The sequence below is a fragment of the Flavobacterium rhamnosi genome (genome assembly GCF_048286515.1).
Lineage (GTDB): Bacteria > Bacteroidota > Bacteroidia > Flavobacteriales > Flavobacteriaceae > Flavobacterium.
In genome coordinates this window covers 55,117-73,242 of record NZ_JBLVPS010000014.1, presented here as the reverse complement: position 1 = coordinate 73,242, position 18,126 = coordinate 55,117, and the positions used below count along the sequence as shown (strand labels likewise).

The 18,126-nt window shown below is 33.1% G+C and carries 14 protein-coding genes; 1 reads left to right on the top strand and 13 read right to left on the bottom strand.

All coding sequences use genetic code 11. From position 1 onward, the window contains the following. Window positions 1-148: 148 nt before the first annotated feature. The 4 genes from ACNQGN_RS12385 to ACNQGN_RS12370 all read right to left on the bottom strand — a co-directional run bounded on the left by ACNQGN_RS12385 (window position 149) and on the right by ACNQGN_RS12370 (window position 4,977). Window positions 149-1,384, bottom strand: coding sequence for an NAD(P)/FAD-dependent oxidoreductase (locus ACNQGN_RS12385; RefSeq protein ID WP_417988144.1), 1,236 nt, complete (start codon window positions 1,382-1,384; stop codon window positions 149-151). A 75-nt stretch (window positions 1,385-1,459) separates the two neighbouring features. Then, complete coding sequence (locus tag ACNQGN_RS12380) at window positions 1,460-2,470, bottom strand: 4-hydroxyproline epimerase (RefSeq protein ID WP_417988143.1); 1,011 nt, start codon at window positions 2,468-2,470, stop codon at window positions 1,460-1,462. A gap of 3 nt (window positions 2,471-2,473) precedes the next feature. Beyond that, complete coding sequence (locus ACNQGN_RS12375; RefSeq protein WP_417988142.1) at window positions 2,474-4,042, bottom strand: aldehyde dehydrogenase (NADP(+)); 1,569 nt, start codon at window positions 4,040-4,042, stop codon at window positions 2,474-2,476. A 20-nt stretch (window positions 4,043-4,062) separates the two neighbouring features. Then, window positions 4,063-4,977 (bottom strand): dihydrodipicolinate synthase family protein, encoded by a 915-nt coding sequence (locus ACNQGN_RS12370; protein WP_417988160.1) that lies wholly within the window; start codon window positions 4,975-4,977, stop codon window positions 4,063-4,065. A 142-nt stretch (window positions 4,978-5,119) separates the two neighbouring features. Here ACNQGN_RS12370 and ACNQGN_RS12365 point away from each other — a divergent pair, with 142 nt between their 5' ends. Continuing rightward, on the top strand, window positions 5,120-5,962 hold the full coding sequence (locus ACNQGN_RS12365) for an AraC family transcriptional regulator (RefSeq protein ID WP_417988141.1): 843 nt from the start codon (window positions 5,120-5,122) through the stop codon (window positions 5,960-5,962). 10 nt (window positions 5,963-5,972) lie between these two features. On the opposite strand, the gene ACNQGN_RS12360 is transcribed toward ACNQGN_RS12365, so the two are convergent. The 9 genes from ACNQGN_RS12360 to ACNQGN_RS12320 all read right to left on the bottom strand — a co-directional run bounded on the left by ACNQGN_RS12360 (window position 5,973) and on the right by ACNQGN_RS12320 (window position 18,041). Next, entirely contained in the window at window positions 5,973-7,568 is a 1,596-nt protein-coding gene (locus tag ACNQGN_RS12360) for a M61 family metallopeptidase (RefSeq protein WP_417988140.1), read from the bottom strand. A gap of 226 nt (window positions 7,569-7,794) precedes the next feature. Then, window positions 7,795-9,084, bottom strand: coding sequence for a BT_3987 domain-containing protein (locus tag ACNQGN_RS12355; RefSeq protein ID WP_417988139.1), 1,290 nt, complete (start codon window positions 9,082-9,084; stop codon window positions 7,795-7,797). Window positions 9,085-9,100: 16 nt separating this feature from the next. Next, on the bottom strand, window positions 9,101-10,093 hold the full coding sequence (locus ACNQGN_RS12350; RefSeq protein ID WP_417988138.1) for a hypothetical protein: 993 nt from the start codon (window positions 10,091-10,093) through the stop codon (window positions 9,101-9,103). Between the two features lie 18 nt (window positions 10,094-10,111). Further along, on the bottom strand, window positions 10,112-10,768 hold the full coding sequence (locus ACNQGN_RS12345; RefSeq protein ID WP_417988137.1) for a hypothetical protein: 657 nt from the start codon (window positions 10,766-10,768) through the stop codon (window positions 10,112-10,114). 37 nt (window positions 10,769-10,805) lie between these two features. Then, window positions 10,806-12,320: a RagB/SusD family nutrient uptake outer membrane protein gene (locus tag ACNQGN_RS12340; RefSeq protein WP_417988136.1), complete on the bottom strand. Its 1,515-nt coding sequence runs from the start codon at window positions 12,318-12,320 to the stop codon at window positions 10,806-10,808. Between the two features lie 19 nt (window positions 12,321-12,339). After that, window positions 12,340-15,516 carry a SusC/RagA family TonB-linked outer membrane protein gene (locus tag ACNQGN_RS12335; protein ID WP_417988135.1) on the bottom strand — a complete coding sequence of 1,059 codons (3,177 nt, stop codon included), beginning with the start codon at window positions 15,514-15,516 and terminating at the stop codon, window positions 12,340-12,342. Between the two features lie 486 nt (window positions 15,517-16,002). Beyond that, window positions 16,003-16,131 (bottom strand): hypothetical protein, encoded by a 129-nt coding sequence (locus ACNQGN_RS12330; protein WP_417988134.1) that lies wholly within the window; start codon window positions 16,129-16,131, stop codon window positions 16,003-16,005. A gap of 101 nt (window positions 16,132-16,232) precedes the next feature. Then, complete coding sequence (locus ACNQGN_RS12325) at window positions 16,233-16,565, bottom strand: M61 family metallopeptidase (protein WP_417988133.1); 333 nt, start codon at window positions 16,563-16,565, stop codon at window positions 16,233-16,235. A gap of 93 nt (window positions 16,566-16,658) precedes the next feature. Further along, window positions 16,659-18,041 carry a DUF6055 domain-containing protein gene (locus ACNQGN_RS12320; protein WP_417988132.1) on the bottom strand — a complete coding sequence of 461 codons (1,383 nt, stop codon included), beginning with the start codon at window positions 18,039-18,041 and terminating at the stop codon, window positions 16,659-16,661. Between the last annotated feature and the right edge of the window lie 85 nt (window positions 18,042-18,126).

Here is an 18,126-nt window from a genome sequence, read left to right as displayed (position 1 = left end):
AAGTTCTTGTTTTAGTAAAAGCTATTACATTACCTCCAGTACTGGACATCACCCCATTGGAGTACGACTGGAGAGGTTGTTTTCTATTCCTGTTGAAAAACTCTATTTCACCAAATCAATGAAAGGCATCTATTTAGATTTCATCGACTTATAATTGAAACATTTCTGTATTAACAGAAGTTGGCTTTCCCGAGATAATCTCAGAAACTATTTTCCCGGTCCCCGGAGCCAGACTTAATCCCATCATAGCATGTCCTGTAACTAAGATCAGATTTTTAATCTTTTTATCTCTAGCAATTATTGGCATTCCCGAAGGTGTACACGGTCTAAATCCAAACCAGGTTTCTTCCTCTTTTGGCCTACTAATTTTTAGGTCCGGATAAAAGTCATTGATTGAATTTACAATTCCCTGAATTCTGTTCTGATTAATTTTAGTATCATTTGTATGAGTAATTTCCATTGTACCACCAAAACGGATGTCATTATTCATGGGTGTTACAGCTACTTTACCTTCACATAAAATAGTTGGAATCGAAGGTTTATGACTTTGGTCGTTTAACGTAAAACTATAACCTTTTCCAGGTAAAATAGAAATATTGATATTTAATTTTTTGGCTATATCCGGACTCCAGGATCCTGATGCTAAAACAACCTCATCAGTTGCAAAAATACCTTTATCAGTAATGATTTCAGAAATAACATTATTTTTCAGAACAAAATCTTTTACCAATGTATGGTGATGAATTGTTACATTTAATCTGCTTAGTTCTCCTTTTATAAACTGCATAAATTTTTGAGGATAAACATGAGCATCACTTTTATAATGCACTCCACCTATCACATTTGTACTTGTACCTGTTTCTAATTTTGGAATTTCTTTTTTAGAAAGAAAATCGACTTCCAATCCTAATTCTTGCGCCAGTTTTCCTTCATGATGAATTTCTTCGGCCATTTTATCTGTTTTGTAAAGCATTAAAAGGCCTTTTTCTTCATAAAAAAAAGAATTGTTTTCTTTCGCAAAATCCTGATACAGCTCTTTACTCAAAAGAGATAAATCACAAAGTGCCGGCATTGCTTTTTCTACGTGTTGTATAGTAGCATGCTTATAAAATTGTAATCCCCATTTTATTAAATCCATACTTAATCTGGGTTTTACATAAAATGGACTGTGGCTGTCAAACATCCATTTTATTCCCTGGGCTATCATACCCGGTTGTGCCAAGGGAATAATGTGAGATGGTACAATCATTCCCGCATTGCCATAAGAACAGCCGTCATTCATATCTGATTTATCAAAAACAATTACTTCATAACCTTCTTTGGCTAAATAATATGCTGAACATAATCCGATTATTCCTCCACCAATTATACTAACTTTTTTCATATGTTCTAAATTTAAAAAATTCATTGGCAAGAGCGTATTCTACAAACCAATGAATTTCTTTCTATTATCATTTTTTTAAATCACTTGAAAACCGAATGCATATGGATCATCGTCTTCATCAATGATGATGTTATTGTAACCATATACTTTTGCCCAGCCTTGAATACTTGGTATAATAGCTTTAATATTTCCAATAGAAGTTTCTTCTTCAACTCTGCCGATAAACTTACTGCCGATAAAACTTTCGTGAATATAATCTTCCCCTTTTTTTAGTTTTCCTTTAGCATAAAGCTGCGCTAATCTAGCCGAAGTTCCTGTTCCGCATGGAGAACGGTCTATAGCTTTATCACCATAAAAAACAGCATTTCTCCCCGAAGAAGTAGGGTCGATAGGATCTCCGGTCCAAAGCATATGACTTACATCACGAATCGTATCATTTTCAGGATGAATAAAAAGATTTGGATATTTTTCATTGATTCGTTTGCGAACTTCCTGACTGTATTGTACAATTTTACCTGCCGTAAAGTCCTGAATGCCTGAAAAATTCTTTTGTGGATCTACAATTGCATAATAATTTCCTCCGTATGCTACATCAAAAATGATTTCACCTAATTCTGGACAATCAACAGTAAGGTCTTCTGCAGCCAGATACGATTTCACATTTGTCAAACGTACCCAGTCAACTTTTTTACCTGTTTGCTGGTACTCAATCTGAACCAAACCTGCAGGCGCTTCCATTTTAATTTTTCCAGGAATTTTAGGAATAACCAATCCTTCTTCGATAGCAATAGTAATGGTTCCAATCGTTCCATGGCCACACATAGGCAAACATCCTGAAGTTTCGATAAATAAGATCCCAAAATCATTTTCCGGATTAGTCGGCGGATAAAGAATACTACCACTCATCATGTCATGACCTCGTGGTTCGAACATTAGTCCTTTACGAATCCAATCAAATTCTTTTAAAAAGTGTTGTCGCTTTTCGCTCATGTTGTTTCCAACCAGATTAGGACCCCCACCGGCTACTACTCTCACTGGATTTCCGCAAGTATGTGCATCCACACAAAAAAATGTTTTTCTTGGCATAAATTATATTGGGTTCTTTGTTATTATATCATTTACAGTTCTATTAATCTCTAAAGGGTTTTTATCCTGTAACGCATTTGGTAGCAATTTATCTGGCCAATCCTGAAAAGTTACCGGGCGAACCCATCTTTTTACTGCTGTTAACCCTACTGAAGTAAACTTACTATCAGAACTTGCCGGAAAAGGTCCTCCGTGTGTCATTCCAGAACAAACCTCAACTCCAGTGGGAACATTATTATAAACTAATCGTCCTACTTTATTTTTAAGATTTTCGATTACTTCTTTGTATTGTTCGAGTTCATTTAATTCTGAATTTAAAACTGTACCCGTTAACTGTCCTTCTAAATTTTGAAGAATTGTATTGAGTTGCTGAATATCATCACATTTAACGACAACCGAGAAAGGTCCGAAAACTTCTTTATGAAATGTTTTATTTTCTACGAATGTAGTACCATCCACTGATATTACATTTTGCAATCCATAATTTGGTTTCACTTCTTTATCTAAACTTGTTTGTTGCGTATATCCCTTTTGTCCAAGAACTTCGGATTTAAGATTTTCATATTGAAGTTTAATAGTAGGGTGCAACATGCAAGTTGGCTCTAACCTATCGATCTCTAAAGCTAAAATAGTAATAAAATTATCGAGTTCGGTGCTATTTATTCCTAAAATAAGTCCAGGATTTGTACAAAACTGACCTGTCCCCGCAACAATTGACGCGGCATATTTTTTGGCCCAATCTTCACAATCTGCTTTTAAGGCAGATGGTAATACTACTACTGGATTAATACTTCCCATCTCAGCATAAACAGGAATTGGAATGGATCTGTTGGCCGCAATTTTACAAAGTGCAGTACCTCCTTTAATACTTCCTGTAAAACCAACTGCTTTAACTAACGGATGCTCAACCAAGGCCGTTCCAACTGCTATACCACTACTGTTAATATTAGAAAAAACTCCGTTTGGCATTCCGGTTCTTTTGGCTGCTTTTATAATAGCCGAAGCAACCAATTCTCCTGTCCCCGCATGAAGAGGATGCGATTTTACCACTACAGGGCAACCAGCAGCCAATGCACTTGCCGTATCTCCACCAGCGGTAGAAAAGGCAAGCGGAAAATTACTGGCTCCAAAAACCACTACGGGTCCAATTGGGATCTGCATTCTTCGGATATCTGGCTTTCCTTCTGTTTTATTAATGATCGCTTCTACCCAAGAGCCTTCTCTCAGCATGGTTGAAAATGCTCTTAATTGTCCTGTTGTTCTGGAACGTTCTCCATTGGCTCTACCAGTAGGAAGACCAGATTCCTGAACATAGGTGACTACTAAATTTTCGCCCAGAGCTTCTATTTCCTCTGCAATTGCATCCAGAAAATCGGCTTTTTTTGCATCCTCAATCGTTCCGTATGTTTTAAAAGCCTGATCAGCTAATACTACAGCCTGAGCAATCTCACCTTCGGTAGCTTCATAAAAAATAGTTTCATTCTCCGAATTTTGTTCTGGATTTACTGTTTTGTATGTCGTTTTACCTTTTGCGGAAAGCACGTCTCCAATATAATTTTTCCCTGTAGTCATACCTTTCTTTTGTTATTAAGTTATAGGCTTTTATAGGCTGGTAAAACCGGTCTGTTTTTCATTGCAAAATCAATGATTGCCAAAACACGCTCCCTTTCGGTCCCTTGCAAAGGAAGCCTAGGAGCTCTTACGTTTTCTGTTCCAAGTCCTGTAGCGACTTCTGCCAATTTAATATTTTGCACCAATTGCGGAGAAATATCCAATTCCAACAAAGGCATAAACCATCTGTAAATACTTAAAGCTTCTTGGATTTTTTCTGCTTTTACCAGTTTATAAATAGCAACCGTTTCTTCTGGATACGCCACTACTAAACCTGCAACCCAACCATCGGCACCAGCCACTAAACTTTCTAACGCCAGTGTATCGACACCGCAAAGTACTTTTAATCGATTACCAAAACGATTTTTTATTCTCGTTACATTACTAATATCTCTGGTCGATTCTTTTACAGCCTGAATATTCTCTAATTTTAAAAGTTCTTCAAACATGTCAAGTGTTACCTCAATTTTATAATCGACAGGATTATTATAAATCATAATAGGCAATGAAGTACTTTTTGCAATTTCTTTAAAATAGACAACGGTTTCGTGATCAGTAGCTTTATACCTCATTGGAGGTAATAACATTAAACCATTTACACCTAATTCCTCGGCGCGTTTTGCCAGAGTAATTGCCTCGCTGGTAGTTTGTTCAGCAATATTTACAATAACCGGAATTTTTCCTTCAACTATTTTTAAGGTAGTATTAATTAAAACTTCTTTTTCAGCTTTAGTTAATGTACTAGCCTCACCAAGAGTTCCCCCAAGTATAATTCCATTAACACCAGCCTCAATTTGTGCTTTAATATTTTTCTCGAACATTTCTAGATCCAGTTGACCTTCTTTGGTAAATTTTGTAGTTACCGCCGGCATAACGCCTTCCCAGTTTATCTTCATCATATTTATTATTTTTTAACAAAAATAAAACTTATACAAGGGGGTGTCTTTGTCATTATTAGCCATTATCAATACTATATTACCAAATATATTGCATAATCTGATTTTTTTGATAATATTTACATAACCAAAAAATATCCCATTGAAAATCTTACCTTTTAAAATACCAAAAACAGAAAGAGAAGCACTTATATATCAGGAAGATATTGAAAGTGTCTTTTATGATCAGCTGCATCAACATGAAGAAATTCAGATCAGTTATATTTTAAAAGGCTCTGGAACATTGATAGTTGGAGACTCGATAAACGATTACAAAGAAGAAGATATTTTAGTGATTGGCGAAAACGTACCTCATGTTTTTAGAAGCAATGTGAAAGCTAGTCCCGAATCAATAATGTTGACATTATTTTTTACAAAAACTTCTTTTGGAAAAGATTTTTTTAGTCTCAACGACATGAGTAGTGTTGATGATTTTTTTAAAGAATCAGAGTACGGTATGAAAGTTTTATCCAACCATAAAAAGATTACTCACCATTTTAATAAACTAAAGAAACAAAATAAAATACAACGAATTGCCTCTTTCTTAAAAATTATAAATATCATTATATCTTCTAAAAAAACACCACTTTCCTCTTTTGTTTATAAAAAGAAATATACTGATGACGAAGGAAGACGAATGAGTGCCGTTTTTGAATATGCAATCGAGTTTTACCACCAGAATATTACTTTAGAAGAGGTTGCTGAGAAAGCTAATATGAGTAAAAATGCATTTTGTCGCTATTTTAAAAAGCGCACCAACAAAACTTTTTTTCAGTTTTTAATTGAAATAAGAATAGAAAATGCTTGTAAAATTTTGCATACTAAAAAGGACTTATCGATATCTACAATTTCGGAACTTTGTGGCTTTCAGGATATTGCAAATTTCAACAGAAAATTCAAAGAGCTAAAAGGGGTTTCGCCTTCCATCTACCGCTCAAAATTCTGACCCCTTTTTTTTAAAAATTAAAAATGGACTTTCTAATCTCTAATTGCAATTTATTACCTTTTTGTTTTTCGGATAGTTTATAATTTCTTTTAATCAGTTTATCCTTTTCTATATCCGAATTAATAGGATTTAAATCAATTTGAAGTGCTGCGATGTCTAAATATCTCCGGTAATCAATTTCTTTTACCGTATAAACATATTCTTTGATTTCATCCATCGGTTTCCCAGAAATTTTTTCGCAAGCTGACCAAAATTCGGAATTCGTAAATCCCCTATTTTCTTTAAAATAATATTGATTGTACAAAAATCGCATTACATCATCCAGAGATTTTTGATTCATAGTAGCATTTCTGATTTCCAAATCTAAAAGAAAACCAATAACGGGTCCTTTCTCATAATAGGAAATCGTTGTTTGTTTTGCATTGCTGTCATTATTGAAAAAATTTAACCAAATATCAAAACTTGACTGCGAAAGAGACATGTGCTTATGCCCCTCACTGTTTTCATAACCTTTTATTGACTCAGTCAAATAATTCAAAGCTCCCTGCCCATCCAGTAAACCAGCTTTCATCATTATTATATATTCATAATAGACAGTCAATCCTTCGGAAACCCAAAGCATATCTGTATAATTTTCTTTGCTATAATCAAAAGGTCCTAATGCAATTGGTCTTATTGCTTTAACATTGTATAAATGGAAATATTCATGGGTAATAAAACTTAAAAAATCAGTATAATCTTCTTTTGATTTAAAATCAAATGACCCATTGGTAAAAACCGCTTGAGAGTTCCAATGTTCTAAACCTCCACCGCCGGCTTCCATCATTATGAAACTATAATAATCATATGGGACATTTTGCATTATAGAAGTTGTTGTGCCAATAATTTTTTTTAAGTCAGCCACAAACTTCGCTTCCTGTAAACCCTGTGGAGTAGCGATGGCTAAACCATATGATTTGCCTTCATGTTGAAAATCAATCGTCAGTTGATTGCCAATATATACCGGACTATCATACAATATGTCAAAATTATTGGCCCAAAAAGTATTAGCCCCTTCTTTTATTCTTTGCAATCCCGTTGAAATTTTATTCCATTTTTTATAAGGGTCAAAAGTGACTTGCACGGGATTATTTATCTGGTTTTCGATATGCATAAAGAGATTGTTAGGCATGATAAATGCTTTTTCACTGTCGATATGGGACTCGGCAACCGATTTTCGATTAGCAAAAAAACGATAGCTAATCGTAAACTTCTTCTGATTTCCATTTTCGACTACCCAACAATTTTTAGATTTTTTATGCCAAGCCAATTTATGCCCTTCGGCATCAATTACATCAAAATCTAAAATATGCTTTGGATTATCTAAAATCAAATAATACCCTGGAGACCACACCGGAAGTATAAAATTGGTTTGACTAGTAGTTACCCCCTCACATGCTAAACTGATATCCAGATAATGTGACTCCGGTTCTTCCATCGAAACGGAATAATCCATTCTCACTGTATGATGAGCCACTACTTCTTTATTGCTATTACAAGATAATAGCAATTGAAACACCAATATACTTGCAAATAATCCTATTTTAAACTCCAATTTTCTTTGCATAATTACTTTATTAAAAACTTACCCACAAACTTGAATTGAAGGATCAGGTAAGTACCATTCAAAATATTTATTTTTGATTAGCTTGATGCTATTTCAGACTCGTATTTGTTAGTTTTATTTTACTAAATTTCAGTGAAATATAGTTTTGTCATGTACTTAAAAAATTAAATAGGAATAACCAATACTGAAATTGATTACCCCTATTTTTTAAATTATTAATGAAAAATTAATTTGTGTTTAACGTAATATTATATTTCACCATCAATCCATTATATACTAACACTAATGATACTGTATAGTTGCCACCAGATGTTGCTGCTTCTGGAAATTGACCTACATAAAATTTACCTTCATCAATACTATAATTTACGTAGAGCAAACCTTTATCACTATAAAAATCTGGATTTTTATCTTTATTAAACCAAAAACCAGGAGCATCGGCGGTATACTCTTTTACGAAATTAATTCCATCTGTCTTTATCCCCCAAAGAGTAATATTATCTCTCAGTTCAGCTTCGGTAGTTTTTAAAAGAGTGGCAGCATTAGCTAAATCTATATCAACAGGATAAGCTGAATAATCATTAGTGGGAGGTTGATTTGTTACTAAATCAAAGACTCCTTCATATACTGGTTTTGTAGGATTAAATTTAATGTCTAAATAAATTATTGAATCCGGCGCAAAATCATATTCACTCGAAGAGAAATCTATAGGTAGCATATAAGAACCAGCAGGATCTATATCTATTAGTTTTGGATTAATTAGATAATTTATTGTTAATTGATGCTTGCTTTCGTCAACTACTATCGATTGATAGCTATAACTACCTAGAGGCAAATTCAAATAATTTGTATTATTAGCAGCATTATAAGTTGCTACTTTATCCATATTAGCTTGAATAGTTACTTTAGAAACATCCAAATTATCAAAATCATATTTAGCAGAAATTTGTACGACTGGTTTAGCTACCGTATCGTCAATGGCAAGATTTAATACATTTTCATCAAAAACAATTGTAGGCATTGATATAGCTACATGTACTAAAGCCTGACTACCAACATCGCTATTGACAGTCTCCACATTGTTTGATTTTAGTTTTATAGGAATAACATAATTTAAAGAAGCTTCTAAACCCAACTCATCTACAATTTTTTTAATATTCAAAACAATAGGTACACTAGTTTCTACTGCATTAAGATCTAGTGATTCCGTTAGATTATAATAAGCTGCAGGCAGCATTTTATAATCTGTTTTATGAAAACTATTGTACTCATTTAAAACCTGTTCGTCAATTTTTAAAGTTACGTGTAGAGCTTCCGAATCTTTATTTTTTATTTTCAGAATATATCTAAATTCATTAACTAAAGTCGTCGTTTTTGCCGTTTGGAATCCATAAGTTTCAAAATACAAATCGGCATTAAAACTAGTTCTTTCATTTACGCTTTCGTCTATCGAGTCGTTACACGATACAAATAAGCATCCAAGTAATATATAGGTATATAAAATTAATTTGTTCATCTTAATTGTATTTAAATTATTTTCTAGTTAATTTATTTAAATGCACTGTTATATCATAGGTTCCTTGTGCATAAAAACGAAAAGCAAAAGCTACCTGTATATTTACATCATATTCATTAAGATATCCTTTTGGAATTTTGAAATAAGAAAGAGCATCACCTCCTTGATCCCAAGACTGTCCTTCTACAACTAAACTATTAAAATAAGGAAATGTAAACCCAATTAAACCTGGCATTTGATGTTCTATTAATGTTTCCGTTAACTTAGGTGTAAAATAAGGATCCCAATTATCTATACATGGCCAAGTTGGTAGCCATCTTGTAATTTCGCCTGCTTTTGGATTAAAAACAACACCGTTTTTATCCATAAATTTATAAATACACTTTGTCTCCTCCTGTGTACCAGGAACAAAATTCACATCTATTGTTATATTTTCATCGTCAGTATTATTTAAAGTAGAACCCACAGAATAATCTCTTACTCTTTTGAATACCATTCGATAAGGAACTCCGGTTGAATTTGTCAATACAATTTTAGCGGCATCTTCAATAATTTTCTCTCCTTTTACATTGTTTACTTTTAAATCTATAGTGTAACTACCCCCTGGCAAAAAGGTCGTTGCTGGAGTAAACTCCATGCGTCCGCCTATAGGACTAATTTTAAAAGGCTGGACAACACTATCTTTAAATCTAGAATTAAGCAGTTCCATAGTTGAATCTAAATAGGTAACAGGTTGGTCATAAACTTTAATTTTCTGAGGTTCTTTAAAAATTACTGTTACATCATTTCCTACTGAATCTTTTACTTTAAGAAGCTCAACATTTAGAGGAGATGAAGAACCATTAGCTACTATGGGAGATGAATAAGTAGTTTTCCCTCTTTCAACATAATAGACACTATTATTGTAAAAAATGTTATCGCTTAAATGCCCTATTTCAGGTTTTTCGCAGGCTCCAACAATTAATAGTGCTACTACTACTATTGTTGATCTAATTATATTTTTTTTCATAATTATTTTATTTTTATATTAATTTTCAACCCCTTTTGAAAAAAGATTAAAAACGTGTGTATTATTTAAAACATGAAGCACTGTGCCTTTGCCATTTTGAGTTAAAATATCTGTAGTCTGGCATACTTCATTTGCTTTACCTTCCTTGCAGTAGTAAAGAAAAAACACTGGAGCATCACTATGCTCATAATAAACATTATCTAGGGTTTTAATTTTTTTTACTGTAATCAAAGTATCTGCCAAAGATTTATATTCCTGACCAGAAGTAGTTACTGTATTCAATTCTATCTTTTCCTTAAAAACATATTGCAGAATACTATGAGAAGTAACAGTTGGATCATTTAGTAAATCATCAAATGTATATATAGCCTCATCAGAATCAGTATTTGCACGCAGAGAATCTGTTTTAACCTTTAGAAAACGTCTTATACTATAATCATTAGGTGCAAAGAAAGTCCCAGAGGAATTAATAGTTTCTTTTAAATCGTAATGATCTATTAATGTTATAAGAGAGTCAAACATCTTATACTTATGTGCTTTTAAGTAATCATACGCCGTTAATTCAGTCTCAGCTTTTGCTAATCCACTATCTGTTAAGTAGTCATCCTTAGTACAAGCAGTAATGCTCATAAAAATGATTAAAACTATTATGCTGTTTTTTAAAAATAAATTCATACTTGCTGTTTTTATATATTTATTTATAATGATATTATTATTGCACCTCAGATTTCCAATATTCGGTTTGAGTAAACAGTATGTTAGTTTCTATCAATGTTGGTTGTATTGGCCAATAGCTTTTTCCGTTTTCGAACTGACTTGCTGTTATTTTATTAGAACTTGAATCCCCAAATTTATACACCTTCTTTTCACGAGCTAAACGCACTAAATCATAAAAGCGATGTCCTTCCATAAATAATTCTCTTCCACGCTCTTGAATAATAGCCTCAAATAATTTGTCATTTGCTGCAGTGGAATCTTCCAAACCAGCCATTACACGAATACTATTTAATGTTGTTCTAGCTTCTCCATATTTACCTTGGGCTGCTTGAGCTTCTGCCTGCAATAAAGCAATATCGGCTAAACGAAAAATTACTATATTATTAACACTTAAAGGTGATGTAGGACTAGTATAAATAACTTTGGAATATTTAAGCAAAATAGGCCAGTCACTTGAAAATTCAGCAAAGCCTTTCGTTCTTCTTAAATCATTAGCATCATCAAAGAAAGTTTGTTTTAGTGTCGTAAGATCAAATTGCCAAATTGTTTCTTTTTCATTCAAACGTGTTTTCAAATACTCCCCTCTAAGCAAAAAATTAGTAAGACTTTGACCATCACCTGCCTGAGCTTCTTTTTCTGAGTTTTGAGCAATTTCAAATATAGATTCTCTAGACTGACCACTAAAAATGTCTATATAATTATTGCGATCTATATAGCTATAAAAATTACTATCAATAACATTACCCGCAGCAATTTCACAGGCAGCATAATTACCAGACCATGCTTGAATATGAGCAAGCAAAGCCCAAGTAGCACCAGCATTAGCTCTAACAACTTTATCAGTATCAGTACTATAATTCCATGAAAGATGTTTAAGAGCTAATTGGCAATCTTCGGTGGCTTTAATCAGTACTTTAGCTACATCTTCTCGTTTATAATTTTTTATGTCAACGACATCGGGATCGGAACTATCAACAATTGGCACATTACCCCAAACACGAGCCATATAAAAATAAGAAAAGGCTCTTATAAAATATGCTTCTCCTATATATTGATTATACTGACTTTCGTAGTCAGTAAATTCATCTTTTGGAATTTCTGGAATGTGTTTAAGACACAAATCAGCTTGCTTTATCGCAGAATAAAATATAGAAAAATCCCTTACTTTATACATGGGTTTCCAAGTGTCTGTCACAGGAACAGATATTCCTAATTTAAATTTCATAATATCTGTAAATTCACTTCTAAGATCTCTTTCAGTCGAAAAAACATCGGTGCCAAGATCTCCATGCGCATAGTACGATAATCCTGAGTTCAAAGCTTTTCTTAATTGTGAATAACCTCCTGCAACTGCAGAATTAGCATCATCACCATTTCTCCAAAAAGTAACATTAGAGGGCTGACTTATTGGTTTTTCATCCAAATAGTCAGAACAGGAATTCAAGAATACAACGACAAAACAAAAGGTTAGTACTTGTGTTATATATTTATTTTTATAATCTGTTTTCATTTTTTGATTTTTTTGATTTTTAGAAAGTAGCTGATAATCCAACAGTAAACTTAATTGCCAATGGGTAATTATTCCCTGTAGTAAATCCATCTGCTCCAACAGCCTCTGGATCAGGTAAAGTTGATTTTGTGAACAATGCCACATTATCTGCCATTCCATAAAACTGTAATGCGCTTAATCCTAATTTTTTACCAAAATTTTCTGGTACATTATAACCCAATCTTATATTCTTTATTCTAAAAAAACTGCCGTCTTCAATAAATTGAGAATTAGCGATATGGAAACGATCTACATTGCTTTTGTTATTAAACAACGTTCCAAATTCAGCATCAGTATCGCCAGGCTCCTGATAATAATTTATATCTTGAATAGTACCAATGGTTGCACGTGAACCCCAGTCTGACCAAGGATTAGTTGTTTTTGATCCATTAAGTCTGTCTGAAACATAACCATTCCATATTTTGCGCCCATATACAAAGTTGCAAAATATTGACATTGACCAATTTTTATAACGAAAATCATTAGAGATACCTCCTGTTGCTTTTGGGTTAGGGCTACCTGCATATTTTTTATCTAGGTTGTCAATTATATGATCCCCATTTTGATCAACATATTTAGGATCTCCAACTCTTATTGTTTCTCCATAAAATTTCATTTTTTGACCTGTTAAAGGATCTGTAGGCACGTCAGCATCTGATGCATAAACCCCTTGTACATCCCATACTCTGTAATTAAATAATGGCATGCCTTCAGTTAAGGTATATTGTAACCAAGGAGCACCAACAGTTAGATCTTTACCACCATCCGGCAATTTGGTAACATAATTATCGTTGAAAGCAATATTAAACGATGTGTTCCATTTAAAATTTGAGCTACTTCCTAAGTTTACAGTAGAAAGTGTAAACTCGTACCCAGTATTCCTAATATTTACAGTATTACCGCTATAAAAATTAAAACCAGATGTTACTGGTGCTACTAAATTAGTGTAGAAAATATCCTGAGAATCACGTGCATACCAATCGGCATTAATTTGTATTCTATTATTAAACATAGTAAGGTCAATACCAATATTAACCTGTGGGTATTTTTCCCAAGTTATATCTTTAGATCCTGCAAAGTCACCATAATTTTGAGATACTGTTGGCACACCATTATATGTTGTTGCCTGAGCAGGATTATTTTGCCCAAAAGATGAACCATCGTAACTGGCATTTCCTGTATAAATATTATATTGAGCATAATAACTTGCAGGGTCATTACCAGTTACACCATAACTGCCTCTGAATTTAAGAAAACTAACAACCTCTTTAACAGGTTCAAAGAAAGCCTCTTCGGAAATAAGCCAACCAGTTGCCACAGAGTAAAAATCGGTCCAGCGCTTGCTTGTACTATAACGTGATGACCCATCTCTTCTATAACTACTTGAGAACAAGTACTTCTCTTTAAAATCATAACTAAAACGACCAAATATCCCCATTCGTGTCTTTGTTTCAATATAAGAATTACCGCTTAAATCTGCTCCCGGAGAAATATTATAAACAGTACTACCCAAAACGCCTTGACCTCGTAAATAGGAACTTTTGTTATCCTGTGAAGATACTTGATGTCCTAATATAGCAGAAAAATGATGTTGATCATTTAAGCTTTTTGTATACGTTAAATAATTTTCAAGTTCTTTTACATCAGTTATATAGTTCTCACTAACTGCAGCATCTTTATCCCCACCATAGATATCTGTACTTTGAAATTGGTCTCTTCTATTTTCAGAGAAATTATATGAAAACGAACTCGTAAATAGAAAGTCTTTTGACAAATTAATATTCAGCCTTGCATTTGACAAAAGCCCCATTCTCTTGTCCTCATCCAAATTTCCCGCCCGGCCTTGGTATGCCTTTTTTTGTTTATCTGTAAGGTTCCAAAAAGAACTTGGAAATCCCCAAGTACCAAACGGAAATGTTTCTCCATTTCCAAATCCATGATCTGTATCCATATAGGATGGCATAACATTTACAGTGAAATTTATTTTATCACTAAGGTATAAGGACAGAAACAATGTAGGTGAAAACCTTTTTAATCTGTAGCCAATAATAACACCGGTTTCATCATAATACCCAAGAGAAACCTTATATTGGTTTTTTCCGAAGGCCCCACTAACACTAGCATCAACATTACTAATTTTGGCATTTTGAATAAAAAGATCTTGCCAGTCAGTATTGTTATTAAATGACACATTCAAACTATCAGTCAAAGCCATATTGAAATTTTGATCTAAATCTTTATAGTTTTTACTGATAGCATCTAACTTTAGCTGACGTTCTAATCTTCCTACAGTCACTTTTCGTAAAGAAGGTTTCAAACCAATTCCCGCATATGCATTTACTCTAAAAGTAGGTTTTTGATTTTTAGATCCCGACTTTGTTTTAATTAAAATAACACCATTCGCTCCTCTAGAACCATAAATTGCCGAAGCGGAAGCATCTTTTAAAACATCGACAGATTCAATTTCGTTGGGATTAAGAGATGCTAATGGATTATTTCCATAAGAACTGGGCATATCATTAATATCATAAATTATACCATCAACTACATAAAGTGGGTAACTTACGCCTCCCAGACCTACACTATTTGATCCTCTAATATTAGTAACTGTTCTAGCTCCAGGCTCCCCTGATGTACTTAAGGACGTAAGACCCGCCACTTTACCTGCTAATATTTGATCAATAGAAGCATAAGGAACATTCTCAATATCCTTAGCTTTTACAGTAGTCATAGCACCTGTAACCGTTTTCTTTTGCACACTTTGATAACCAATAAGTACCACTTCCTTAAGAGTTTCTAATTGATCGGACATCACTACAGTAATATCACTTTTACCATTAATTTCGATCTCTTGGTCCTTCATGCTGATAAGTGAAAATATCAATACATTCTTTTTTTCTGGAACATCAATGGTAAATTCACCGTCTTTATTTGTTACAGTACCTCTAGAAGTACCTTTAACAATAACATTAACACCAGATAAAGGCGATCCAATTTCATTAACAACTTTACCTCTTACAATTTTGTCTTGACTTTGTTCAAATGAAATATCAAACGTTCCCGCTCTAATAATTTCCACTTTAAAAAGTGACATCACACATAGGAGTAAAATTATTTTTGAAAGTTTTACATTTTTACTTTCTTCTCTTTTCTTCATAAGTTACAACGCTTTTTGGTTAGTTAAAATCTTAGTTAATAATCGAAGCCTTTCCGCAATTCCAATGCAATGCTTATTTATTCTCATAATTTTAGTTTTAGTTAGTGTGTATTTTACACTTGTAAAGCTATGTTAATAAAGAGTTAACAAAAATGCTAATATTACCACATGCTAATACTATATTATCCTGTTTTAGATAAAACATCAATGTTTTTCATAATTTTTTATTTATTCAATAAAAAAATAGGAATATATACATATATAGTTAAATTTTAAGACCCAAAATAAGACTAAAACCAATACGCGATGAAACATGTAATATTTTCAATTGTTGAATAAATCTTACAAATACTAAACTATCAATACTTAACTAGTAAAACTTGAGTTGAAAAAGGAACATTCTATTTAATAACGTTAACATTCGATCAATCCAATTTGCTTGTTATTATAAAAAAGACAATGCAAAGGGCAAGTCAACTTATTTAGCTAAGCAATGATTTGATAGTTTACAGTTGTAGTACGCAATAATATCATAACTTTTTTATAAGGATTAAAAGTCACCTGCACGGGATTATTTATTTGGTTTTCAAAAGGCATGAAAATATTGTTAGGCATAATGAATGCTTTTTCACTGTCGACAAAGGACTTGGTAGCCGATTTTCAATTAGCAAATAAACGATAGCTAATTGAAAACTTTTTTTGACTCCCATTTTCGACTACCCAAGCATTTTAGATTTTTTTTGCCAAGGTAATTTATTTACATCGCCATCAATTACATCAAAATCTACAATATGCATTGGAGTATCCAAAATAAAGTAATAACCTGGAGACCATACCGGAAGTATAAAATTGGTTTGAGTAGTAGTTATCCCTGAACATTCTAAATGAACATCCAGATAATGTGCTTCAGGCTCATCCATCGAAACAGTATAATCCATTTTCGCTGCATGATGAGACGCTACTGCTGTGTTGCTCTTACAAGACAATAGTAATTGAAATACCAATATGCTTGCAAATAATCCTATTTTAAACGCTACTTTTCTTTGCATAATTGCTTAATTAAATAACTTATCCGCAAACTTGAATTATAAAAGTGAACGGGTAAGTACCATCCAAAACATTTATTTTTGATTAGTTTGATATTATTTTAGACTCGTATTTGTCAATTTTATTTTATACGAGAAATTTTCGTCGTTATCCGTTTTTTCATCCCAAATATGATTGGTATGTTCTGTTGGCGCACCCGTTACCACAAGCCACAATTCCTTCAAATCATCAGCCGCAGTAAACGAAACTGTCCCTTTTGAATCGCGCTTCATTTCGCCATAAATAACTTTTGAATCTGCTTTTACAGCAACAAATCCAAAACGCCATCCGGCTATCGACTTCCACTTATTATCGATTCCTTCAAATGCTATTGAAACGGTAGTACCTACTTTTGGTGCTTCCAATTCTATCGCATTGTAACCATAACTTTGAAGAATTTGGTCGGCAGAAATCGCATAATAATTATCCGTCGAAGGAATTAGTTTTGTTTTGTGTCTGTATTCTTCCTGCTGCGATTTTGGCAGTGAATTAATAAAATTAGTATTGTGTTTGCCAAGTGGATAATCCCAAGTTATATTCTTACAAGCATATTCAAAAATTTCATCATTCAATTGTTCTTGAGTACTATTGGTGATTCTTTTATATGCCTGCAAAGGATGTTCTGGATTTATAGCTTCTTTCCAAAGCTTTCCTAAAAATTCTTTTCCATGTTTTTGTTTCCAATATTCCATAAGATAAATCGATTCGTACCTTATATCTTCGTGTGAAAAGTTTTTATAGGTATTTTTTAGAAAAAAAGGCAAATCTTTAATTTTATCATCAGGATATAATTGCCATGACATATACTGTGCACATTGTTCCCAAAAGGTTCCCACATAATTTTGGTCTCTAAAACCGTAACTTCCATCACATTTTACCTGGTATTGAAATGTGTGACCAAACTCATGTGCTATTACATGACTCAACTCATTTGTAGTGGTAGATGGATTTACCCACAAAGCACCAATAACATCATCGTAACCCGACCCTGTTGCCAACCATTCGTTTTGATAAATCAGCATAATTATCATTCGATACTTGTCTGTATTTGAATTTCCTTTATTAACAAATTTCATCTCATCACGATAATAAACATAGAATTTCTCTGCTTTTGTAAGGAGCTCTTCAATATTAATTCTCATACTTTCTTTTTCGGCGATTGCTGGATTAGCTCCAAAACCTTCTTCCCAAAAAACAATGATATTATCGGAAGCAGCACTTCGCTGATAACACCATTTACTACTTTTTGAATCAAAATTATTGTCATTTAATTCTTTTGGAACATAAACTTGTTTCCCACCAACAGGCACTTTCCCAAAAATATAAGGAAAATTTGCGGGAGGTGTTATCACTTCTTCCTGATTATCTTTAGGCACAGAAGAGCTTTCTGAACAAGAAAAAAGAAGGAATGTCAATAATACTAAAATGCAATTTTTCATATGTGTTTTGTTTTATTTTTTAAAGGAATATCGTATCGCCATTCTTCATTTGTGTTAGTGATTTTTGAATCATGGCAATTTCATA

Bases quoted from the DNA above. Each gene is read 5' to 3' on its own strand.
- ACNQGN_RS12385 (WP_417988144.1), bottom strand. From the start codon at position 1,384: ATGAAAAAAGTTAGTATAATTGGTGGAGGAATAATCGGATTATGTTCA.
- ACNQGN_RS12380 (WP_417988143.1), bottom strand. From the start codon at position 2,470: ATGCCAAGAAAAACATTTTTTTGTGTGGATGCACATACTTGCGGAAAT.
- ACNQGN_RS12375 (WP_417988142.1), bottom strand. From the start codon at position 4,042: ATGACTACAGGGAAAAATTATATTGGAGACGTGCTTTCCGCAAAAGGT.
- ACNQGN_RS12370 (WP_417988160.1), bottom strand. From the start codon at position 4,977: ATGAAGATAAACTGGGAAGGCGTTATGCCGGCGGTAACTACAAAATTT.
- ACNQGN_RS12360 (WP_417988140.1), bottom strand. From the start codon at position 7,568: ATGCAAAGAAAATTGGAGTTTAAAATAGGATTATTTGCAAGTATATTG.
- ACNQGN_RS12355 (WP_417988139.1), bottom strand. From the start codon at position 9,084: ATGAACAAATTAATTTTATATACCTATATATTACTTGGATGCTTATTT.
- ACNQGN_RS12350 (WP_417988138.1), bottom strand. From the start codon at position 10,093: ATGAAAAAAAATATAATTAGATCAACAATAGTAGTAGTAGCACTATTA.
- ACNQGN_RS12345 (WP_417988137.1), bottom strand. From the start codon at position 10,768: ATGAATTTATTTTTAAAAAACAGCATAATAGTTTTAATCATTTTTATG.
- ACNQGN_RS12340 (WP_417988136.1), bottom strand. From the start codon at position 12,320: ATGAAAACAGATTATAAAAATAAATATATAACACAAGTACTAACCTTT.
- ACNQGN_RS12335 (WP_417988135.1), bottom strand. From the start codon at position 15,516: ATGAAGAAAAGAGAAGAAAGTAAAAATGTAAAACTTTCAAAAATAATT.
- ACNQGN_RS12330 (WP_417988134.1), bottom strand. From the start codon at position 16,131: ATGCCTAACAATATTTTCATGCCTTTTGAAAACCAAATAAATAATCCC.
- ACNQGN_RS12325 (WP_417988133.1), bottom strand. From the start codon at position 16,565: ATGCAAAGAAAAGTAGCGTTTAAAATAGGATTATTTGCAAGCATATTG.
- ACNQGN_RS12320 (WP_417988132.1), bottom strand. From the start codon at position 18,041: ATGAAAAATTGCATTTTAGTATTATTGACATTCCTTCTTTTTTCTTGT.